This window comes from Rhodococcus sp. NPDC057014 (assembly GCF_042673295.1).
Lineage (GTDB): Bacteria > Actinomycetota > Actinomycetes > Mycobacteriales > Mycobacteriaceae > Rhodococcus_F.
The window spans coordinates 15134-36340 of record NZ_JBHUSF010000058.1 but is presented as its reverse complement, the minus strand read 5'-3'; the positions used below and the strand labels follow the sequence as shown (position 1 = coordinate 36340).

Genomic DNA, 21207 nt, shown 5'->3' with positions numbered 1-21207 from the left:
GACGCACAGCTTCGCGCACATCGGCGCCGAGCAGGCGACCCCGGCGCCGGGGGTGCTCGAGGCGATCGAGGGTGCCGACATCGTGTTGCTGGCGCCGTCGAACCCGGTGGTCAGCGTCGGCGCGATCCTGGCGGTGCCGGGGATCCGGGGGGCGCTGCGCACCACCACCGCGAAGGTGGTCGGGGTGTCCCCGATCATCGGCGGGAAACCGTTGCGGGGCATGGCCGACGAATGTTTGGACGTGATCGGGGTGGACACGTCCGCGGAGGCGATCGGGCGTTGGTACGGGGCGCGGAGTGGGACCGGGATCGTCGACGGCTGGCTGGTCCACGACACCGACTCCGCGGAGGTGCCCGGCGTCGAGGTGCGGGCGGTGCCGTTGCTCATGACCGACCCCGACACGACCGCGGACATGGTCCGCGCCGCACTCGACCTGATGGGGGCCCCGCTATGACAGAGTCGGTGCAGCAGGCCGATCACGCGCCCGGCGGCGCGATCGAAATCCGCCCCGTCGCGGGTCTGCCGGAGTTCCGGCCCGGCGACGATCTGGCCGCCGCGATTGTCGCCGCCGCACCGTGGCTCGAGGACGACGACGTCCTCGTGGTCACCAGCAAGGTGGTGTCCAAGGTGGAGGGCCGAATTGTCTCCTCTCCCAACGATCCCGATGCCCGCGAAGGTGCTCGGCGCCGCCTCGTCGACCAGGAGGCCGTCCGGGTCGTCGCTCGCAGGGGCCATATCGTCATCACCGAAAATCGGCTCGGCATCGTCCAGGCCGCGTCCGGGATCGACGGATCGAACGTGGACGGCGCCGAACTTGCTCTGCTGCCGGAGGACCCGGATCGCAGCGCCCGAACCCTCCGCGACGCGGTAAAGGTCGCGCTGGGTGTCACGGTCGGGGTCGTCGTCACCGACACGATGGGGCGGGCGTGGCGCAAGGGCCAAATCGACGCCGCGATCGGCGCGGCCGGACTGCCCGTCCTGCACGCCTACGCGGGCATGCGCGACGCGCAGGGCAATGACCTGTTCGTCACCGAGGTTGCGATGGCCGACGAGATCGCCGCGGCCGGCGACCTGGTCAAGGGCAAGCTCGGCAGCGTCCCGGTTGCCGTGATCCGAGGACTTCGGCCAAAGGACGACGGCTCGACCGCCAAGGACGTTCTCCGGCGCGACGAGGAGGACCTGTTCTGGCTGGGCACCGCCGAATCGGTGGAGCGGGGGCGGGCGGAGGCGTTGCTGCTGCGGCGCTCGGTCCGTGAATTCGCCGACGATCCGGTCGATCCCGGGGCCGTCCGGGCGTCGATCGCCGAGGCGCTGACCGCCCCGGCGCCGCACCACACCCGGCCGGTGCGGTTCGTGTGGGTCCGCACCCGCACCGTCCGCGAGGAATTGCTGTCGGCGATGCGGGAGCGGTGGCGGGCCGACCTGACCGCCGACGGCATGGGCCCCGAGGCGGTGGCGGCGCGGGTGGCGCGGGGGAACATCCTGTTCGACGCGCCGGAGGTGATCATCCCGTTCTGCGTGCCCGACGGCGCGCACACCTACCCCGACCCGCGTCGGCGGACGGCGGAGGCGACGATGTTCACCGTCGCGGTCGGTGCGGCCGTGCAGGGACTGCTGGTGTCGTTGGCCACCAAGGGAATCGGCAGCTGCTGGATCGGTTCGACGATCTTCGCCGCCGACACCGTGCGCGGTGTCCTCGGACTGCTCGACGACTGGCAGCCGCTCGGCGCGATCGCCGTCGGCCACCCCCTCGAACCCCTCACACCCCGTAGGCCCACCGACCCCGGCGACGCCCTCATCGAGAAATGACCCCCACACCATGAGGCACCCGAATCAGGCGGGAGTTCCGCGCACCGCGCACGCCCACGCCGATCGATTGTGACGACACGCTGACGTGGATCGTCGAAACTGAAAGGGAATGAGTAGAGAATGACCATCGTGTCCGAACCCACCGCATCGCAGAAGGTCGAGCTGACCGACGAGGAGATCTTCGCCGGCCATGTCGGGGGAAAGCTGTCCGTGGAGTTGACGACCCCGCTGGACAATCAGCGCGACCTGTCCATCGCCTACACCCCGGGGGTGGCGCAGGTGTCCCGCGCCATCCACGCCGACGAGACCCTGGCCGACCGCTACACCTGGACCAACCGGCTGGTGGTCGTCGTCTCCGACGGCTCCGCGGTCCTCGGCCTCGGGGACATCGGCCCCCGCGCCTCCCTTCCGGTGATGGAGGGCAAGTCCGCGCTGTTCAAGAACTTCGCGGGCCTGAACTCGATCCCGCTGGTCCTGAACACCCAGGATCCGGATGAGATCGTCGAGACCCTGATCCGGCTGCGCCCGAGCTTCGGTGCGGTGAATTTGGAGGACATCTCCGCGCCGCGCTGCTTCGAGATCGAAAAGCGGGTCATCGAGGCGTTGGACTGCCCGGTCATGCACGACGACCAGCACGGCACCGCCATCGTCGTCCTCGCCGCTCTCAAGGGTGCGGTGAAGGTCCAGGACCGGGACCTCCACGAGCTGCGGGTCGTGATCTCCGGTGCCGGCGCCGCCGGTGTGGCGTGCGCGAACATCCTGCTCGCCGCCGGGATCGCCGATGTGACGGTGCTCGACTCGAAGGGCATCGTCTCCGCCGACCGCCAGGACCTGAACGAGGTCAAGGTCGATCTGGCCGCCCGCACCAACCCGGCAGGCCGCCGCGGCGGCATCGTCGAAGCCCTCGACGGCGCCGACGTGTTCCTCGGGGTGTCCGCGGGCACCGTCCCGGAGGAGCTCATCGCGACCATGGCCGATGACGCGATCGTGTTCGCGCTGTCGAACCCGGACCCGGAGATCCACCCGGACGTCGCCCGCAAGCACGCGGCGATCGTCGCGACGGGGCGCTCGGACTTCCCGAATCAGATCAACAATGTGCTCGCCTTCCCCGGTGTGTTCAAGGGGGCCCTGGATGCCGGTGCCCGCCGCATCACCGAGGGCATGAAGCTCGCCGCCGCCGAGGCAGTCCTCTCGGTCGTCGGTGACGAGCTGGCTGTAGACAAGATCGTTCCCAGCCCGCTCGATCCTCGCGTCGCCCCCGCTGTCGCGGAGGCAGTCGCCGCCGCTGCTCGTGCAGAAGGCGTCACCGGCTAGCGAGAACCCACCCGAGCACCCCGATCCGGTACCCGCACCCATGGTTCCGGAGTCGGGGTGTTCGTGGGGAACGGGCACGAACGCATCCGAGGGTCCGAGTGACGCACCGCACACTGGGTATTTGACCGCAAGGTACAAAATGGTTCTATGCTGGGGAGCAAGGAGCATCCGGCAGACCGTCGAAGTTCGAGCCGGAAGGCGTAGCCGACGCGGGTCCAGATCGACCCAATCGCGTTCCGGCAGAAACGTATCGAAGCGAACAGACGCGAAGTAGGAGATGGCTGTGTCAGTCACCGTGATCGAACCGAAAACCACGATCGAGGCGGAGGCCGAGCCCGTCGCCGGCGGATCGGCCACGGCCGCGATTCGCGGGATGGCCAGGTCGCTGGTCACCAACATGACGGCCAGCTTGAGTATCCCGACCGCAACGAGTGTCCGCACGATCCCGGCGAAGCTGATGATCGACAATCGCATCGTCATCAATAGCCACATGACCCGGGCGCGCGGGGGCAAGATCAGTTTCACGCACCTGATCGGCTGGGCGCTCGTACAGGCCCTGAAGGATTTTCCGAGCCAGAACGTGTCGTATGCGGAAGTGGACGGCAAGCCGTTCGCCGTAACACCTGAACATGTGAACCTCGGAATCGCCGTCGACGTTGCCAAACCCGATGGATCGAGATTCCTTGTCGTCCCGAACATCAAGCGCGCAGACGGCATGAGTTTCGGTGAATTCCTGTCGGCGTATGAAGGTCTCATCGTCAAGGCGCGAAGCAACGCGCTGACCGTCGAGGATTTTGCCGATACGACGCTGTCGCTGACCAACCCCGGCGGTATCGGGACAGAGCATTCGATCACCCGCCTGATGAAAGGCCAGGGTTGCGTCATCGGTGCGGGCGCTCTGGAATATCCGGCCGAGTTTCAGGGGGCCAGCGAACGGACCCTCGCCGATCTCGCCATCGGCAAAACGGTCACCCTGACGAGCACCTACGATCACCGGGTCATCCAGGGCGCGGCATCCGGCGAATTCCTCGGAAGAGTCCACGAACTCCTCACCGGGCGGCATCGGTTCTACGAAGAGATCTTCGCGGCCTTGCGAATTCCCTATGAACCGATCCATTGGGCACCCGACATCAGAGTGGATCCGACGAGCGCGGTCGACAAGACAGCGCGTGTGCAGCAACTCATCGATGCGTTCCGCACCCGCGGGCACCTGATGGCCGACGTCGACCCTCTCGAGTACGTCCAGAGGTCACACCCCGATCTGGACGTGGAAAGTCACGGACTCACGTTCTGGGACCTGGACCGGGAGTTCGTCACCGGTGATTTCGGCGGCGACCGGCGGCAGATGAAACTCCGCGACATCGTCGGTGTTCTGCGTGACGCCTATTGCCGCACCGTGGGCATCGAGTACATGCACATCCAGGATCCGGAGCAACGCGCGTGGATCCAGAATCGGGTCGAGCTGCCCTATGCGAAGCCGACCCACGATCAGCAACTGCGGATCCTGGGCAAGCTCAATGAAGCGGAAGCCTTCGAGACTTTCCTCCAGACGAAGTACATCGGCCAGACGCGCTTCAGCCTCGAAGGCGGCGAGTCGACGATCCCCTTGCTGGACGCGATCATGCATGCGGCGGCCGAGAGTGGTCTCGACGCTGTGGCCATCGCGATGGCGCACCGGGGACGGCTCAGCGTGCTCACGAACATCGCGGGCAAGACCTACGGTCAGGTATTCCACGAGTTCGAGGGAACTGATCTTCCGGACAGCTTCGACGGCTCAGGGGACGTGAAGTACCACCTGGGTACCGAGGGAATCTTCACCGGAGCCGATGGCGAGACGATCCCTGTCTATGTCGGGGCGAATCCTTCTCATCTCGACGCGGTCGACGGCGTGCTGGAGGGCATCGTGCGTGCCCGGCAGGACCGGAGGCCGGCCGGGACGTTTCCGACCTTGCCAATCATCATCCACGGAGACGCGGCGATGGCAGGTCAGGGCGTCGTCGGCGAGACCATGCAGATGTCCCAGCTGCGCGGCTACCGCACGGGCGGCACGATCCGTATCAACATCAACAACCAGGTGGGCTTCACGACCCTGCCAGGTCAGGCGCGGAGTTCGGTCTACTCGACGGATGTGGCCAAGACGATCCAGGCTCCGATCTTCCATGTCAACGGCGATGATCCCGAGGCGGTCGTCCGGGTGGCGGAGCTCGCCTTCGCCTACCGCCAGAAGTTCCATCGCGAGGTCGTCATCGACCTCGTCTGCTACCGCCGGCGTGGGCACAACGAAGCCGACGATCCGTCGATGACACAGCCGCACATGTCCGATGTCATCGCGACCAAGCGCAGCGTCCGGACCCTGTACACCGAGGCGCTGATCGGGCGGGGTGACATCACGATCGACGAGTACGAGCAGGCCAACCGGGACTTCCGTGGCCGGCTCGAGAACGCCTTCGCCGAGACTCGTGCCGGACGGCACGACCTCGTGCCGGACTCCTCGACAACCCCGGTCGACGCGCTGGAGAGGACGCTTGCTTCCGAACCCGAAGCACCGAGCAGTCCCGAAGCGACCGGGGTGAGTCCCGACGTGATCGCTCTCGTGGGAGATGCCTTCGACAAGCGGCCGCCAGGCTTCGCAGTCCACCCGAAGTTGCAACGGCTGCTCGACAGACGAGTGGAGATGAGCCGCGACGGCGACATCGATTGGGCCTTCGCCGAGCTCCTCGCATTCGGTTCACTGTTGGTGGAGGGGACACCCGTCCGGCTGACCGGTCAGGACAGTCGCCGCGGCACGTTCGTCCAACGCCACGCCGTGCTCCATGACCGTGACAATGGTCGGGAATGGCTCCCGCTCACCAACATTGCCGAGGGGCAGGGTCGGTTCTGGATCTATGACTCGCTGCTCAGTGAGTACGCCGTGATGGGATTCGAGTACGGCTATTCGGTGGAACGGTCCGACGCGCTGGTCCTGTGGGAGGCGCAGTTCGGCGATTTCGCGAACGGCGCCCAGATCGTCATCGACGAGTTCATCAGCTCGGCCGACCAGAAATGGGGGCAGCAGTCCTCACTGGTATTGCTGCTGCCGCACGGCTACGAAGGCAGCGGACCGGATCACTCCTCGGCGCGCATCGAGCGCTTCCTGCAGCTGTGCGCGGAGAACAACATGACGGTGGCGCAGCCGTCGACGCCCGCGTCGTACTTCCACCTCCTCCGCCGTCAGGCCTACGCTCACCCACGCAAGCCGCTTGTCGTGTTCACCCCGAAGTCGATGTTGCGTATGCGTGGCGCGACCAGCGCCCTGTCCGATTTCACCGGGGGCATGTTCGAACCCGTCATCGACGATCAGCGAGCGATCGACAAGGCGGCGGTCCGCCGCGTGCTGTTGGTGACAGGAAAGCTCTATTACGAGTTGCTCGACAGGCTCGCCACGTCGCCGGATCCGCAGATTGCGCTGGTGAGAATCGAACAGTTCTACCCGCTGCCCGAAGCGGAGCTGGCCGAGGTCGTCGGCTCCTACCCCAACGCAGAACTGGTGTGGGTGCAGGAAGAGCCGAGAAACCAGGGAGCCTGGACGTTCCTCCTCAGCGAGCTCGGGACCATCGGCTCGCGTCGCATCAGCCTCGTGTCACGCCCGGCGTCCGCCGCCCCGGCGACGGGATCGAGCAAACGCCACGCCCAGGAACAGAGGACGCTCATCGACGAGGCGCTGGAGAAGTAGGCCGCGAATCACGGCGTGAGAGCGCGCGTCGGCAGTGGGTTTGTTACTCACGGGTAGCGGTGCTCGGACAAGTCGCCGGCGATGCCGCAACGTAACCTGATACTCGTCGCGATCCGATAGCTGCACGCTGAACCTGTGAAATTTAACCGAACTGACGCGGGAGTACAACAACAATGAGCGCCCATAAGCCGCCGACCATTATCTACACGTTGACCGACGAGGCGCCGCTGCTCGCGACCTACGCCTTCCTGCCGATCGTGCGGACCTTCGCCGGTGCCGCGGGCATCGAGATCGATTCCAGCGACATCTCGGTGGCATCGCGGATCCTGGCCGAGTTCCCCGAGAACCTCACCGAAGAGCAGCGCGTCCCCGACAACCTCGCCGAGCTGGGTCGCCTGACGCAGCTGCCCGAGACGAACATCATCAAGCTGCCCAACATCAGCGCGTCCGTGCCGCAACTCCTGGCCGCCATCAAGGAACTGCAGGGCAAGGGCTACAAGATTCCCGACTTCCCGGACGACCCCAAGTCCGACGAGGAGCGCGACATCCGTCAGCGCTACGGCAAGATCCTCGGCAGCGCCGTCAACCCGGTCCTGCGTGAGGGGAACTCCGACCGTCGCGCACCCCGGGCCGTCAAGCAGTACGCCCGCAAGCACCCGCACAGCATGGACGAGTGGTCGATGGCCTCGCGCAGCCACGTCGCACACATGCGGCACGGCGACTTCTACCACTCCGAGAAGTCGATGACGCTGGACCGGGCGCGCAAGGTCCGGATGGAACTGGTCACGAAGGCCGGCGAGACGATCGTCCTCAAGCCCGAGGTGGACCTGGGCGAGGGCGACATCATGGACAGCATGTTCATGAGCAAGAAGGCGTTGCTCGACTTCTACGAGGAGCAGATGGAGGACGCGCGCAAGACCGGCGTCATGTTCTCGCTCCACGTCAAGGCGACGATGATGAAGGTTTCGCACCCCATCGTCTTCGGCCACGCGGTGAAGACCTTCTACAAGGATGCCTTCGCCAAGCATCAGGCGCTGTTCGACGAACTGGGCGTCAACGTCAACAACGGCCTCGGCGACCTCTACGACAAGATCGAGTCGCTGCCCAGCACGCAGCGCGAGGAGATCATCCAGGACCTGCATGACTGCCACGAGCACCGTCCCGAGTTGGCCATGGTCGACTCCGCTCGCGGCATCTCGAACTTCCATTCGCCCAGCGACGTGATCGTGGACGCCTCGATGCCCGCGATGATCCGCTCCGGCGGCAAGATGTACGGCGCCGACGGAAGGCCCAAGGACGCCAAGGCCGTGATGCCGGAGTCCACGTTCGCGCGCATCTACCAGGAGATCATCAACTTCTGTAAGACGAACGGCGCATTCGACCCGACGACCATGGGCACCGTCCCCAACGTCGGGCTCATGGCGCAGAAGGCCGAGGAGTACGGCTCGCACGACAAGACGTTCGAGATTCCGGAGGAGGGCGACGCCAACTTCGTGGACGTCGAGTCCGGTGAGGTGCTGCTCACCCAGCACGTCGAGGCCGGCGACATCTGGCGCATGTGCACCGTCAAGGACGCGCCGATCCGCGACTGGGTCAAGCTCGCGGTCACCCGGGCACGCAACTCCGGCATGCCGGTCCTGTTCTGGCTCGACCCGTACCGCCCGCACGAGAACGAGCTGATCAAGAAGGTCAACCTGTACTTGAAGGATCACGACACCGAGGGCCTCGACATCCAGATCATGTCCCAGGTGCGCTCGATGCGGTACACCCTGGAACGCCTGATCCGCGGTCTGGACACCATCGCCGCGACCGGCAACATCCTGCGCGACTACCTCACCGACCTGTTCCCGATCCTGGAACTCGGCACCAGCGCCAAGATGCTGTCGATCGTGCCGCTGATGGCCGGCGGCGGCATGTACGAGACGGGTGCCGGCGGCTCGGCGCCCAAGCACGTCAAGCAGTTGGTGGAGGAGAACCACCTGCGCTGGGATTCGCTCGGTGAGTTCCTGGCGTTGGCCGTCAGCCTGGAGGAACTGGGCACCAAGACCGACAACGAGCGCGCGAAGATCCTGGCCAAGACGCTCGATGCGGCCACCGGCAAGCTGCTCGACGAGAACAAGAACCCGTCGCGCAAGACCGGCGAGCTCGACAACCGGGGCAGCCAGTTCTACCTCGCGAAGTACTGGGCGCAGGAACTTGCCGCGCAGAGCGAGGACAAGGAACTGGCGGAACGCTTCGCCACGCTCACCCAGGCACTGGACGAGAACGAAGACACCATCGTGCGCGAACTCATCGAGGTGCAGGGAAGCGCGGTCGACATCGGCGGCTACTACAAGCTGGACGGCGAGAAGACCGCCGCCGTGATGCGTCCGAGCACGACGTTGAACAGCGCGCTGGAGGCCGCGCAAAGCTGAGCCTGAAACACGACACCCCCGGGTCGGACCCGGGGGTGTCGTGGTTCGTCGGGGTTGTTCCCGTACAACGCATTTCAGTGTCGACCGTCGCGGTCGAGTACTGGGTCAGCTGGGCGGGGCCTGCCGTGATGGTGGTGGCATGCGGTCTGATGACGGTGCCGTGGCGCACGGTCCGGCAGTTCGCTCTGCCGTTGGTGTGCGCGTTCGTGCCGATGGCTGCGTTGGTGGCGTGGTTCTTCATCGGGATGGAGTTGTTCTTCACCCCGGACTGACTGTGTTGCAGCGTTGTTGGGATCCAGCTGCGTGCGGCAGTGGCTATTCGGGTTGCTCGAGGGCGTCGACGTGTGCGGTGACGAATGCGGTCAGCTGCCGAAGATTTTGCCCAGATCACTCGCGTCGGGGATGGCGACGGCGGGTGGCGCGGCGGCGACGCTCGGCACGATGACGACCGAGGACGCTTGCTCCACGGTGTAGGCGGGCATCGGGAACTGGACCAGGAATTGCTCGACGCCGGGGTAGTCGGACACCCACAGCGCAGGGTCCGTGTCGCTACGAGAACAAGAGGCCAGTGCGACATAGGAGCCGTCGGGGACGTCGAGTACCGACTGTGTGGTCGTCCCGGGTAGTATGTCGTCTTGCTGGTAGAGGGATTGTCCGGGGCCGACGACTTCGGCAATCGGTGGGAGCACGCCGTCGGGGGCGAGGGCGAGCGAGGTCGTGCAGCCGATGGTGGCACCGGTGTTGTTGGTGATCGTGTTGGTGACGGTCGATCCGTCGACGCCGAAGGCGTAGGTGACGTCGGTGGCCTCGGCGGCAGATGCCGGCGCGGCGGCGATGGCCAGGGGGATGGTCGCTGCGGCGAGGAGGGTGGTGCCGGTGATCGTGCGCATCCTGGTGTCCTGTTCGTCGGGGCGTGGGTCGTCCTCTGTGAATGGTGCAGCAAAAAGCGACCGATCGGAATGGTTTCGGTGAATTGCCGTCGGGTCGCGACACCACGGTTCGTTCGAAAGATTCGAAAGCTGTTACGATTGTTTCGATTCGGAAGGGGTTCGGTCATGGGTGCGCAGGCGCTGGATCAGCACACATATCTTCCGAAGACAGCGCAGGGTGCGAGGTTGGCGGCGGTGGTCAGCTTTCTCGACGCGCACGAGCGGCGCCGCGGCGATCGCGTCGAGCCGCGGTATCTGCTGGTCGGTGCGAACGAGGATGATCAGGTCGAGTTACCGGCGGAGGTGCATGCGGCACTAAAGCAGGTCGTGGCCGCGTTGCAGGCCGGTCGCGCGGTGACGGTGGCGCCGAGGGCGACGATGCTGACGACGCAGCAGGCCGCGGATCTGCTTGGGGTGAGTAGGCCGACAGTGCGTCGGTTGATCGACGTGGGTGAGTTGCCTGCGGAGAAGGTCGGCACGCGGCACCGACTGCTGCTGCGTGATGTGCTCGAGTACCAGGAGCAGCGCCGCGCCCGGCAGTACGAGGCGCTGGCGCAGACCGCGGTCCAGATCGACGACGGGGACGATCCTGCGGAGGTTGCGGAGCAGTTGAAGATCGCGCGGAAAGCGGTCGCGGAGCGCCGCCGCGCGGGTCGTTCCGCAGTGGCGGGTGATCGGTAGGCTGTCGGGACCCGACGGCACCCATGGCTGGAAAAGCGTTCCACTCGAACGGGTTCCGGGGACAATTCGGATTGTCGTTGCAGGCCGCTGCTGTCAGGACCGGGCGGGCGTGTGCTCCGGCCATCCGACGCTGGCGAGTGCGCCGCGCAGTACGGATTCGTAGATCGAGTCCAGGTCCAGTTCGTTGCCGAGGAAGTCGGTGTTCACCAGCATCACGAAGCCGTGCATGGCGGCGAAGACGCTGACGGCGGCGTCGAGGGTGTCTTCGGGCGGCAGTCCGCACGACGCCAGCATCGTGCGGAGTGCCGTATTGGCGTCGAGTGCGGCGGAGATGAAGGCGTCCCGGTCGACGGGGCTGGTGGTGAGTGTCTGGTACCGGTGCGGATGCGCGGTCGCCCAGGCGCGGTGTGCGTCGACGAGGGCGCGGAGGCCTTCGGGACCGCTTCGGCCCATGGCGATTTCGCGTAGGTGCGCGCCGAGTTCCGTCATGGTGCGCACCTGGACGGCGCCGCGGATGTCGTCGAGGTTGCGGACGTGGTTGTACAGCGAGGCGGTGACGACGTTCAGCCGGGCCGAGAGGCTCGTCATCGACAGTTGCTCCCAGCCGAGTTCGTCGATGATCTCGATCGCGGCATCGACGACCTTGTCGCGGGTGAGGGTGCGACGTCGGATCGGTGCGTTCTGTCCTCTCGCCATGTCCTCAGCATACGGTCTTTCATTCTAAATGAAAGTGTGTAGTTTAAGACGCATCCCATTCGTTTATCGATCGAGGAGCAGTGAATGACCGCATCTCGGATTGATCTGAAATCGCCGGACGTCTACACCGAGGGAGTGCCCTACGCGTTCTTCGACCACCTGCGGTCGAGCGAACCCGTCTACTGGCAACCCGAGGAGAACGGCACCGGATTCTGGGCGGTGACCAGGCACGCCGACGTCGTCGCCGTGTCCCGCGACAGCGCGACGTTCTCGTCGGCGGTGGGCACCACCCAGATCGACGACTTCGACGAGCAGACCCGCGCGAAGCAGGCCGCCATGCTCGTCAACCTCGACCCGCCCGACCACACCCGGTTGCGGCAACTGGTCAGTCGCGGATTCACGCCGCGCACGGTAAAGATTCTCGAGGGGCACATCCGCGACATCTGTACCCGGATCGTCGATCGACTCCTCGAGGCGCGCGACGTCGACTTCGTCCCCGAGGCGGCGGCGCCACTGCCGCTGGAGGTCATCGCGGCACTGCTGGGTGCGCCTCCCGGGGACGTCGACAGGCTGTACGACTGGTCAAACCGGATGATCGGCTTCGACGATCCCGAGTACGGCACCACCCAGGCCGACGGGGAGATGGCCGCCGCCGAAATCTTCCTGTATGCGAACGAGCTTGCCGCGCAACGCCGCATCGGGCCGCGGGACGACATCGTCACCAAACTCGTGCAGCCGGACGAGAACGGCGACACGCTCACCGAGATGGAATTCAACATGTTCTTCGTCCTGCTCGTGGTGGCGGGGAACGAGACGACACGCAACGCGACCGCCGGTGGGATGCAGGCGTTCATCGATCATCCCGACCAGTGGCGGCGACTGCAGTCCGAGCCCGACCTGGCCTCGAGCGCGGTGGAGGAGATCCTGCGCTGGGTGACCCCGGTGATGGACTTCCGGCGCACCGCCACCCGGGACGCGTACATCGGCGACCAGTTGGTCCGGGCCGGCGACAAGGTGGTGATCTACTACCCGAGCGCGAACCGGGACGAGGCCGTGTTCGACGAACCGTACCGGTTCGACATCGGCCGGACTCCCAACCCGCAGATCGCATTCGGCGGCAGCGGGGTGCACTTCTGTCTCGGCGCGCACCTGGCGCGGCTCGAACTGAGGATCCTGTTCGAGACCCTCGCCGCGCGGATCGACCGCGTGGAACCCACCGGGCCGGTGTCCCGGCTGCGGTCGAATTTCATCAGCGGAATCAAGACGATGCCGGTGCGGATTCACCCGCGCAGTCCGGTGTGAGACCCCGATTTTCGTTGCCAGCCGCCGGTAACTGTAGTAGCGTCCAGACACGTGTCCAGTAGTATGAATTTCGAGTCCACCCGCCGTCGTCTCACCGAGAAGCAGGCCGACACCGTCGACCGCCTCACCAGGGCGGCCGTCGAAGTACTGCGTGAAGAGGGATTTGCCGGGCTCACCGTCCGTTCGGTGGCCGGGATCGCCGGTGTCGCGCCCGCGACGGCGTACACGTACTTCTCGTCGAAGGAGCACCTCGTTGCCGAGGTCTTCTGGCGGCGTCTCGCCGCCTCACCGCAGCCGGTGGACGACGGACTCGATCGCACCGGACGCGTCGTCGCCGTGCTCCGCCACATCGCCCTGCTGGTGGCGGACGAACCCGAACTCGCCGGAGCCGTCACCAACGCGCTACTCGGCCGCGACCCCGACGTGGAGCACCTCCGCGCCCGCATCGGGCTGGAGATCCGTGATCGCCTCGCCACCGCACTGGGCGACGGCCACGATCCCGACGTCCTCGAGGCGCTGGAGCTGCTGTACGCCGGCGGCCTGGTCCGCGCGGGAATGGGATACGGGTCCTACGCCCAATTCGCCGATCGACTCGAAACTTCCGCCAAGCTGATTCTGGAGTAGATGCCATGACCGCAGCCTCGATGCCCGGGGTGTCACACAATCCGGTGACGTTCAATCCGTACGACTATGGCTTCCACGAAGATCCGTACGTCACGTATCGAAGACTGCGGGAAGAAGCGCCGGCCTACTACAACGAGGAACTCGACTTCTGGGCGCTGTCGCGGCACGCGGACGTCGTCGCGGCCTTCCGCGACAACCAGCGCCTGTCGAGCGCGAACGGGGTGTCGCTCGACCCGGCGGCCTACGGTCCGCACGCCCACAAGACGATGTCCTTTCTCGCGCTGGACGATCCGCGGCACATGCGGATGCGCCAGCTGGTGTCCCGCGGGTTCACCCCGAGGCGGGTGAACGAACTCGAGGGGCGGATCCTGCACCTCACCCGGCAGTACCTCGACCCGGCGCTCGAGGCGGGCGAGTTCGACTGGATCGCCGAATTCGCGGGCAAACTGCCGATGGACGTGATCTCGGAACTGATGGGGGTGCCGGAGGCCGACCGCGGCGAACTCCGCCGGCTCGCCGATCTGGTGGTGCACCGCGAGGAGGGCGTTCTCGACGTGCCGCACGCCGCGATGGAGGCGTCGCTCTACCTCGTCGGCTACTACGCCGACATGCTGGCGGAGCGGCGCAGGAAGCCGACCGCGGATCTGACGTCCGCGCTGCTCGAGGCGGAGATCGACGGCGACCGGCTCACCGACGACGAGATCATCGCGTTCATGTTCCTGATGGTGGTGGCGGGCAACGAGACCACCACCAAGCTGCTCGGCAACGCGCTGTACTGGGGGTTCCGCTACCCGGGCGAGGTCAGGCACGTATTCGAGGACGCGAGCCGGGTGCCGGACTGGGTGGAGGAGACCCTCCGCTTCGACACGTCCAGCCAGATGGTCGCGCGGACGGCGGCGGTCGACCTGGACTTCCACGACCGGACGATTCCCGCGGGCGACAAGGTGCTCATCCTGATCGGCTCCGCGAACCGCGACTCGGCGGTGTTCGAGGACGCCGACGAATACCGGATCGGCAGGGACACGTCCAACAAGCTCGCGAGCTTCGGCGGCGGCACCCACTTCTGCCTGGGCGCCCACATGGCGCGGCTCGAAGCGCGGATCGCCCTCACCGAACTCGTCTCCCGCATAGACGATTACGACATCGACGAGGCGAACAGCGTGCGGGTCCACTCGACCAATGTCCGCGGTTTCGCCACCCTCCCCCTGAAAGTGCAGGTCCGCGATGCCTAGGTTCGAACCCAACCCGCAGCGCCGGCCGTCGATCGTCGCCGGGGCGTCGTCGGGCATCGGCACGGCGACGGCGTATGCACTGGCCGAGGCCGGCCACCCCGTCGCGCTCGGCGCCCGCCGGGTGGCGGAGTGCGAGGAGATCGCGGAGAAGATCCGCAGCAACGGGGGAGAAGCGTTCGCGCACTTCCTCGACGTCACCGACACCGCGTCGGTCGACGACTTCGTCACCGCGGCGGAGAACGCGCTCGGCCCCACCGAGATCGCGTTGTCGGGAGCCGGCGACCTCGAGTTCTCCGTCGCGCACGAGATGGACCCGGACCGGTTCCTGGACCAGATCAACGTCCACCTCGTCGGGGCGCAGCGTCTCGCGCACCGCATCGTTCCCGGCATGATCGAACGCCGGCGCGGCGACTTCGTCCTCATCGGATCCGACTGCGCGGACACGCCGCGGCCCCGGATGGGCGCCTACAACGCCGGTAAGGCCGGTGTCGAGATGATGGGCAGGCAGATGCGGATGGAGTTGGAGGGCACCGGTGTCCGGGCGTCGGTGGTGCGCCCGGGACCCACTCAGACGTCGATGGGAATGAACACCACCGAGGAGGTCATCGGACCCGTCCTCGACGACTGGGCGAAATGGGGATTCGCCCGGCACTCGTACTTCCTGCGCGCCTCCGCGATCGCCGATGCCGTCGTCGCCACCGTCAGCGCGCCCCGCGGCGCACACCTGGTGCTGATCGAGGTGCAGCCCGAGGCGCCCCTGCGAAAGGATGGAGAATGAATCTGGTTACTCCGCAACGTGTGTCCGGTGGTGAGCACGAGTACGGACATCTCGACGAGCTGCGCACCGACCCGATCGCGCTGATGCGCCGCGTCCGGGAGGAGTGCGGGAACGTCGGCGTCTTCCAGCTCGCGGACAAGAAGGTGGTGTTGCTGTCCGGCGCCGAGGCCAACGAATTCTTCTTCCGCTCCACCGACGAGGATCTCGACCAGCAGGCCGCCTACCCGTTCATGAAGCCGATCTTCGGCGAGGGGGTCGTGTTCGACGCGAGCCCCGAGCGCCGCAAGGAGATGCTGCACAACCAGGCGTTGCGCGGTGAGCAGATGAAGGGGCACGCGGCGACGATCGCCCGCGAGGTCGACCGGATGGTGGCGCAGTGGGGCGACGAGGGCGAGATCGACCTCCTCGAATTCTTCGCGGAGCTGACCATCTACACGTCCTCGGCCTGCCTGATCGGCACGAAGTTCCGGGAACAACTCGACGGCCGGTTCGCACACCTCTACCACGAACTCGAGCAGGGCACCGACCCCATCGCCTACGTCGACGCGTACGCCGACATCGAGAGCTTCCGCCGACGGGACGAGGCGCGGGTGCAGCTGGTGGCGCTCGTCCAGGAGATCATGACCGGGCGCGTCCAGAACCCTCCGCAGGGCAAGGAGGACCGGGACATGCTCGACGTGCTCGTCTCGATCAAGGACGAGAACGGCAACGAGCGCTTCACCGCCGACGAGATCACCGGCATGTTCATCTCGATGATGTTCGCCGGGCATCACACCACGTCCGGCACCGCGGCCTGGACGCTGATCGAACTGCTGCGGCACCCGGACTACGCCAAGCAGGTGGTCGCGGAACTCGACGACCTCTATTCGGACGGCTCCGACATCAGCTTCGGAGCGCTCAGGCAGATCCCGAAACTCGAAGCGGTACTGAAGGAGACGCTGCGGCTGCACCCTCCGCTGATCATCCTGCTGCGCGTCGCCCGGGGCGAGTTCGAGGTCGGCGGCTACCGGATCGCCGAGAACGATCTCGTGGCGGCGACCCCGGCGATCTCCAACCGGATCGCGGAGGACTTCCCGAACCCGGACACGTTCGACCCGGAACGGTACATCGACCCCAACCAGGAGGACATCGTCAACCGCTGGACGTGGATTCCGTTCGGCGCAGGCAGGCACCGCTGCGTCGGGGCGGCGTTCGCGCTGATGCAGCTGAAGGCGATCTTCTCGATCCTCCTGCAGGACTGGGAGTTCGAGATGGCACAACCGTCCGAGACGTACCGCAACGACCACAGCAAGATGGTGGTGCAACTGCAGCAGCCCTGCACGGTGAGGTACCGGAAGCGAAGCACGTGATGAGAGTCGAAGCCGATCTCGACCTGTGTCAGGGCCACGCCGTGTGCGAGATGGAGGCGCCCGACGTCTTCGTCGTCCCCAAGCACGGCAAGGTCGACATCCTCGACAGCGACCCACCCGAGAACCTGCGCGCGGAGGTCGAGAGTGCCGTGCGTTTCTGCCCGACCCAGGCCCTGCGGATCCTCGCGGACACCGACTCAGAAGGAGAATCCTGATGGCCCCTTTCGACCGCGCCGAAATCGACGAGATGGTGCAACGCTGGGTGGACGAGAACAAGCGCTGCGAGTCGCTCGGCGACTGGAAGCCGCTGGCCGAGATGTACACCGAGGACGCCACGTACGGATGGAACTACGGGCCCAAGGACGACTTCATGGCCGTCGGCCGGGACGAGATCCGTGATCTCGCGCTCGGGCAGGAGATGGACGGGCTCGAGGGCTGGCAGTACCCGTATCAGCAGTTCGTCATCGACGACCGCAGCGGCGACGTCATCGGATTCTGGAAGCAGGTGTCCGAACGCACCCGCGACGACGGCACCCACTATCAGGTCACCGGGATCGGTGGCAGCTGGTTCCGGTACGGCGGGAACTTCCAATGGTCCTGGCAGCGTGACTTCTTCGACTTCGGCAACGTCTCGAGCCTGTTCCTCGAAATGATCACGAACAACGCGATGTCCGACGGCATGAACGCGCGGATCCAGCGAGCGACGTCCGGTCGGCTGCCGGGGTGGTACCCGGTCGGGAACGCACCGGTCCCGCTGTGGTGAGCACGGTGAAGGTTCCGGCGTCGTTCGCGGATCTGTCCCGCGAGGATCTGGCGATCCTCGTGCCGGAACTGCTGCTGTGCGGTCACCTCATCGACCGCTCCGGGATGCCGCACCTCATCGGGGCGTTCGGCCGCGAGGGCATGACGCAGGTCGCGATCGAGGAATGGATGGCGTCGAGCCCGATCTACGCGAGGCGGATGCAGCGCGCGCTGGGGTTCGAGGGCGACGGCGTCGTGACGATCTTCAAGGGTCTGCAACTCGACATCGGTGCGCCGCCCCAGTTCATGGACTTCCGGTACCGCGTAACCGATCACGACCACGGCGAATTCTGGCTGGACCACTGCGGGGCGTTGATGGACGTCGAACCGATGGGCGACGAGTACGTCACGGCCATGTGCCACGACATCGAGGACCCGACGTTCGACGCCACCGCCCTGGCCACCAACCCGCACGCGCAGGTGCGTCCCGTGCACCGTCCGCCGCGACAGCCCGCGGACCGGACACCGCACTGCCTCTGGACGGTCACCATCGACGACGCACATGTGCCGCCCCCGATCCCGGACGGGCTGGTGACGGTGGGGAAGTCGCGGGCGGCGACGGTCGGGCTGTCGCCGATCGACACCGGCGGTCCGGGACAGCACGACTACGCGGGCGCGCTCCTCGCCGACCTGCGGTTCCCGGACTTCTCCCATTCGGCGCTGACCCGGATCGCGGAGGAGGTGTGCGTGCAGCAGCACCTGCTGACACTCGGCTTCCTGCTCGCGGTGCGGGCCCGCACGGACGGCGACGCCGCCCTCGACATCGCTCGCAAGCAACTCACCGGCATCGCCGGCCTCACGTCGGAGCGGATCCGGAACGCGCTGGGGCTGCCCGCCGACCTCGAGGGGCTGGCCGTCGTCCTCGCCGTGCATCCGGCGCTCAATCCCCGTCAGTACGTGGACGTCACGATCTCCCTCGACCACCGACTGCTGCTGACCCTGGGCCGCGAGTGCGGCGCGTCGGAGGACGGGGCGTGGCCGTCCATGATCGACGGCGAGCATCTCGCGCCGTTGACCGCCCTGGTGCGCGGGGTGTCGCCGAAGTTCGCCGTGCAGGTGGTCGAAGAGACGGACACGGCGCTGACGGTGGAGGTCGTGGCCGGTGAACCGCCCGCGAAGGAGGCGCCCGAGGTCGCGCTCACGCGGTTCAGCACCGGGGCCGATTTCGCCTTCACCGATCGAGGGATTCCCCTTCCGCTCACCGTCGTCTGAGAGGACACTCCCCGTGGCCTACAACCTGGCAGATCTGTTCGAGCACTCCGTCGACGTGATGCCCGAGCGGGTGGCGCTGATCTGCGGCGCTCGCCGCGTCACGTACCGGGAACTGGAGGACCGCGCCAACCGGCTGGCCCACCATTTCCTGGACGCGGGACTGACCGCCGGTTCGCACATCGGCGTGCACCTGCACAACTCCATCGAAACCATGGAGACGCTGCTGGCGGCGTACAAGATTCGCGCGGTCCCGGTGAACATCAACTACCGCTACACCAGCGACGAACTCGCCTACGTGTACGGCAACGCCGAACTCGACGCCGTCGTCCACCACCGCATCTACTCGCCGCGCATCGCGGAGGTGCTGCCGTCGCTGCCGAGGATCCGGCACACCGTCGTCGTCGAGGACGATCTCGGCGGCGCCGGTGTGCCCAGCGGCTCGGTGCCGTACGAGGAGGCGCTGTCCGGCAGCGGCGACCGCGACTTCGGTGAACGCAGTTCCGAAGACCTGTTCATCATGTACACCGGCGGCACCACCGGACGCCCCAAGGGTGTGGTGTGGACGCACGAGGCCATCTGGCGCGTCCTCGCCGGCGGCCTCGACTTCTACACCGGTGAGGCGATCGACGACGAGTACCAGCAGTCGCGGGTCGGGTCGCAGGGGGAGCCGACCCTGTGGTTCGCGTTGCCGCCGCTGATCCACGCCGCCGCGATGATGCCGACGTTCACCGCGCTGTTCAGCGGGAACACGGTGCTGCTGGAATCGAAATTCGACGCCGACCGGACGTGGGAACTCGTCGAGCGGCACCGGGTGCAGATCCTCATCATCACCGGCGACGCGATGGGGCGGCCGCTGATCGAGTCCCTCGACCCGGCCCGGACCGACACGTCGAGTCTCGGCGTGGTCGCGTCGGGAGCCGCGCTGTTCTCCCCGGTGATCAAGGACGCGTTCCTCGAGGCGTTCCCGGGGCTGCTGGTGTCCGATTCGATCGGCGCGTCCGAGACCGGTTTCGGGGGAATCGGTTTCGCCACCAAGGGGGAGACGCAGGTGGGTGGTCCCCGGGTCCCGGCGGGGCGGTACGCGCTGGTGATCGACGACGCCGGTCGTCCCGTCGAACCGGGCTCCGGGGTCGACGGCTGGTTCGCCAAGGGCGGATACGTTCCGCAGGGGTACTACAACGACCCGGACAAGACCCGGGAAATCTTCCGTGAGGTCGACGGACGATCGGTGGTCGTCACGGGTGACCGCGCGCGGATCGAGGCCGACGGCTCGATCACCCTGCTCGGTCGCGGCAACATGGTGATCAACACCGGCGGCGAGAAGGTGTTCGCCGAAGAGGTGGAGAGCGCGGTGAAGGCGTACCGCGACGTCTACGACGCCATCGTCGTCGGCGTCCCCGACGAACGGTGGGGGCACCGGGTGTCCGCGGTCGTGCAGGCGCGCGACGGCCGGGGCGTCGACTTCGCCGGCCTCGAGCAGCACGTGCGGCAGAGCCTGGCCGGCTACAAGATTCCGCGGCTGGTGTGGGTGGAAGACACCGTCCAGCGCACACCGAGCGGCAAACCCGACTACCGCTGGGCCCAGGGCGTCACCAAGCAGCGCGACCCCGACCACCGTACGTGAGCGGCGAAGTGTGCTCCCGCACGCTTCGCCACTCACATGCGGGTCAGGCGGGAGCGCGGACGACCAGGACCGTTCCCGGGAATTCGGCGGCGAGTTCCTGACGGCTGTGCTTCACGGCTGCGGTGCCGTAGCCCTTCTTCCGGGCGTCGGGGGAGATCCAGATCGCGACATCGACCTCGCGCCCCGACAATTCGCCGAACACCATGCCGACGGCCGTGTTCTCCTCGGTGTCCTCACACACGAACCACGCGGCGGACTCGTCGTCGACGCGGCTCAGGCCCTCCGTACGCTCCTTCTCGACCCGCTCCTCGGACCACTGCGTGCCCGCGTCGTCGACCTGTTCGACGCAGCGGCGCCGGAACAGGGCGGCGTCCTCGTCGGTCTGGGTGAACGGGCGGAGGCGGAAGTTGCGGCCCGTGCTCGCCGGACGGTCCGTCGACGTCCACTCCAGGGTGGCGTCGAGGTCCTTCAGTTCCGACTGGATGCGGCGCCGCTCGACCTTGGTGAGGCGGCGGAACGTCAGGTTGAGGACGGCTTCCGCGTACGCCTCGGTCGTCTCGAGGAGTCCGGCGACGGTGGTGAGGGCCTCGGCATGGTCCTCACTGTCGACGATGGCGTCGAGAACCTCGTGCCGCTGCTCCAGTGCGCGCAGCAGGACCGCGGTGAGCTCTCGACGGTCGTGTATCCGATCTTGAACCTGTGTACTCATCTGCATTCCTCGCCCTCGGCC

Annotated in this window: 19 protein-coding genes; 16 read left to right on the top strand and 3 right to left on the bottom strand. The window is 66.7% G+C overall.

Annotation, left to right across the window (positions count from 1 at the left end):
* The 6 genes from ACFTZB_RS14630 to ACFTZB_RS14605 all read left to right on the top strand — a co-directional run.
* On the top strand, positions 1–454 hold a 454-nt coding region (locus ACFTZB_RS14630; RefSeq protein WP_378432507.1), incomplete at its 5' end, for a 2-phospho-L-lactate transferase CofD family protein.
* Entirely contained in the window at positions 451–1809 is a 1359-nt protein-coding gene (locus tag ACFTZB_RS14625) for a coenzyme F420-0:L-glutamate ligase (protein ID WP_378432506.1), read from the top strand. The genes ACFTZB_RS14630 and ACFTZB_RS14625, both read left to right, overlap by 4 nt.
* A gap of 120 nt (positions 1810–1929) precedes the next feature.
* Positions 1930–3123: an NADP-dependent malic enzyme gene (locus tag ACFTZB_RS14620; protein WP_378432505.1), complete on the top strand. Its 1194-nt coding sequence runs from the start codon at positions 1930–1932 to the stop codon at positions 3121–3123.
* Positions 3124–3406: 283 nt separating this feature from the next.
* Positions 3407–6835: a multifunctional oxoglutarate decarboxylase/oxoglutarate dehydrogenase thiamine pyrophosphate-binding subunit/dihydrolipoyllysine-residue succinyltransferase subunit gene (locus ACFTZB_RS14615; RefSeq protein ID WP_378432504.1), complete on the top strand. Its 3429-nt coding sequence runs from the start codon at positions 3407–3409 to the stop codon at positions 6833–6835.
* Positions 6836–7008: 173 nt separating this feature from the next.
* Positions 7009–9249, top strand: coding sequence for an NADP-dependent isocitrate dehydrogenase (locus ACFTZB_RS14610; RefSeq protein ID WP_378432503.1), 2241 nt, complete (start codon positions 7009–7011; stop codon positions 9247–9249).
* Between the two features lie 77 nt (positions 9250–9326).
* On the top strand, positions 9327–9521 hold the full coding sequence (locus tag ACFTZB_RS14605; protein ID WP_378432502.1) for a hypothetical protein: 195 nt from the start codon (positions 9327–9329) through the stop codon (positions 9519–9521).
* A gap of 90 nt (positions 9522–9611) precedes the next feature.
* Here ACFTZB_RS14605 and ACFTZB_RS14600 read toward each other — a convergent pair whose 3' ends face one another.
* Positions 9612–10139, bottom strand: a complete 528-nt coding sequence (locus ACFTZB_RS14600) for a hypothetical protein (RefSeq protein ID WP_378432500.1) — start codon at positions 10137–10139, stop codon at positions 9612–9614.
* A 165-nt stretch (positions 10140–10304) separates the two neighbouring features.
* Here ACFTZB_RS14600 and ACFTZB_RS14595 point away from each other — a divergent pair, with 165 nt between their 5' ends.
* Complete coding sequence (locus tag ACFTZB_RS14595; RefSeq protein ID WP_378432499.1) at positions 10305–10859, top strand: helix-turn-helix domain-containing protein; 555 nt, start codon at positions 10305–10307, stop codon at positions 10857–10859.
* 93 nt (positions 10860–10952) lie between these two features.
* Here the strand turns inward: ACFTZB_RS14595 and ACFTZB_RS14590 are convergent, their stop codons facing one another.
* The gene (locus ACFTZB_RS14590; protein ID WP_378432497.1) at positions 10953–11555 is read right to left on the bottom strand and encodes a TetR/AcrR family transcriptional regulator; all 603 of its coding nucleotides are present in this window, start codon (positions 11553–11555) and stop codon (positions 10953–10955) included.
* An 84-nt stretch (positions 11556–11639) separates the two neighbouring features.
* Between ACFTZB_RS14590 and ACFTZB_RS14585 the strand changes: the two genes are divergently transcribed.
* The 9 genes from ACFTZB_RS14585 to ACFTZB_RS14545 all read left to right on the top strand — a co-directional run bounded on the left by ACFTZB_RS14585 (position 11640) and on the right by ACFTZB_RS14545 (position 20477).
* Positions 11640–12857, top strand: a complete 1218-nt coding sequence (locus tag ACFTZB_RS14585; protein ID WP_378432496.1) for a cytochrome P450 — start codon at positions 11640–11642, stop codon at positions 12855–12857.
* A 63-nt stretch (positions 12858–12920) separates the two neighbouring features.
* Positions 12921–13481, top strand: a complete 561-nt coding sequence (locus tag ACFTZB_RS14580) for a TetR/AcrR family transcriptional regulator (RefSeq protein ID WP_378432510.1) — start codon at positions 12921–12923, stop codon at positions 13479–13481.
* A gap of 5 nt (positions 13482–13486) precedes the next feature.
* On the top strand, positions 13487–14713 hold the full coding sequence (locus ACFTZB_RS14575) for a cytochrome P450 (protein WP_378432495.1): 1227 nt from the start codon (positions 13487–13489) through the stop codon (positions 14711–14713).
* Positions 14706–15491: an SDR family oxidoreductase gene (locus ACFTZB_RS14570; RefSeq protein ID WP_378432494.1), complete on the top strand. Its 786-nt coding sequence runs from the start codon at positions 14706–14708 to the stop codon at positions 15489–15491. Before ACFTZB_RS14575 ends, ACFTZB_RS14570 begins: the two co-directional genes overlap by 8 nt.
* Positions 15488–16840: a cytochrome P450 gene (locus ACFTZB_RS14565; RefSeq protein WP_378432493.1), complete on the top strand. Its 1353-nt coding sequence runs from the start codon at positions 15488–15490 to the stop codon at positions 16838–16840. Before ACFTZB_RS14570 ends, ACFTZB_RS14565 begins: the two co-directional genes overlap by 4 nt.
* Positions 16840–17055: a ferredoxin gene (locus ACFTZB_RS14560; protein WP_378432492.1), complete on the top strand. Its 216-nt coding sequence runs from the start codon at positions 16840–16842 to the stop codon at positions 17053–17055. Before ACFTZB_RS14565 ends, ACFTZB_RS14560 begins: the two co-directional genes overlap by 1 nt.
* Entirely contained in the window at positions 17055–17603 is a 549-nt protein-coding gene (locus ACFTZB_RS14555) for a nuclear transport factor 2 family protein (protein WP_378432491.1), read from the top strand. Before ACFTZB_RS14560 ends, ACFTZB_RS14555 begins: the two co-directional genes overlap by 1 nt.
* A complete protein-coding gene (locus ACFTZB_RS14550; RefSeq protein WP_378432490.1) occupies positions 17597–18853 on the top strand; it encodes a hypothetical protein in 1257 nt (418 codons plus the stop codon). Before ACFTZB_RS14555 ends, ACFTZB_RS14550 begins: the two co-directional genes overlap by 7 nt.
* 13 nt (positions 18854–18866) lie before the next feature.
* Positions 18867–20477 (top strand): acyl-CoA synthetase, encoded by a 1611-nt coding sequence (locus tag ACFTZB_RS14545; RefSeq protein WP_378432488.1) that lies wholly within the window; start codon positions 18867–18869, stop codon positions 20475–20477.
* Positions 20478–20520: 43 nt separating this feature from the next.
* Here ACFTZB_RS14545 and ACFTZB_RS14540 read toward each other — a convergent pair whose 3' ends face one another.
* The gene (locus ACFTZB_RS14540) at positions 20521–21186 is read right to left on the bottom strand and encodes a GNAT family N-acetyltransferase (protein WP_378432486.1); all 666 of its coding nucleotides are present in this window, start codon (positions 21184–21186) and stop codon (positions 20521–20523) included.
* Positions 21187–21207 lie beyond the last annotated feature (21 nt).

What these genes read in the sequence shown, in the direction of transcription:
- ACFTZB_RS14625 (WP_378432506.1), top strand. Translation starts at nt 451, where the DNA reads ATGACAGAGTCGGTGCAGCAGGCCGATCACGCGCCCGGCGGCGCGATC.
- ACFTZB_RS14620 (WP_378432505.1), top strand. Translation starts at nt 1,930, where the DNA reads ATGACCATCGTGTCCGAACCCACCGCATCGCAGAAGGTCGAGCTGACC.
- ACFTZB_RS14610 (WP_378432503.1), top strand. Translation starts at nt 7,009, where the DNA reads ATGAGCGCCCATAAGCCGCCGACCATTATCTACACGTTGACCGACGAG.
- ACFTZB_RS14600 (WP_378432500.1), bottom strand. Translation starts at nt 10,139, where the DNA reads ATGCGCACGATCACCGGCACCACCCTCCTCGCCGCAGCGACCATCCCC.
- ACFTZB_RS14595 (WP_378432499.1), top strand. Translation starts at nt 10,305, where the DNA reads ATGGGTGCGCAGGCGCTGGATCAGCACACATATCTTCCGAAGACAGCG.
- ACFTZB_RS14590 (WP_378432497.1), bottom strand. Translation starts at nt 11,555, where the DNA reads ATGGCGAGAGGACAGAACGCACCGATCCGACGTCGCACCCTCACCCGC.
- ACFTZB_RS14585 (WP_378432496.1), top strand. Translation starts at nt 11,640, where the DNA reads ATGACCGCATCTCGGATTGATCTGAAATCGCCGGACGTCTACACCGAG.
- ACFTZB_RS14580 (WP_378432510.1), top strand. Translation starts at nt 12,921, where the DNA reads ATGAATTTCGAGTCCACCCGCCGTCGTCTCACCGAGAAGCAGGCCGAC.
- ACFTZB_RS14575 (WP_378432495.1), top strand. Translation starts at nt 13,487, where the DNA reads ATGACCGCAGCCTCGATGCCCGGGGTGTCACACAATCCGGTGACGTTC.
- ACFTZB_RS14570 (WP_378432494.1), top strand. Translation starts at nt 14,706, where the DNA reads ATGCCTAGGTTCGAACCCAACCCGCAGCGCCGGCCGTCGATCGTCGCC.
- ACFTZB_RS14565 (WP_378432493.1), top strand. Translation starts at nt 15,488, where the DNA reads ATGAATCTGGTTACTCCGCAACGTGTGTCCGGTGGTGAGCACGAGTAC.
- ACFTZB_RS14560 (WP_378432492.1), top strand. Translation starts at nt 16,840, where the DNA reads ATGAGAGTCGAAGCCGATCTCGACCTGTGTCAGGGCCACGCCGTGTGC.
- ACFTZB_RS14555 (WP_378432491.1), top strand. Translation starts at nt 17,055, where the DNA reads ATGGCCCCTTTCGACCGCGCCGAAATCGACGAGATGGTGCAACGCTGG.
- ACFTZB_RS14540 (WP_378432486.1), bottom strand. Translation starts at nt 21,186, where the DNA reads ATGAGTACACAGGTTCAAGATCGGATACACGACCGTCGAGAGCTCACC.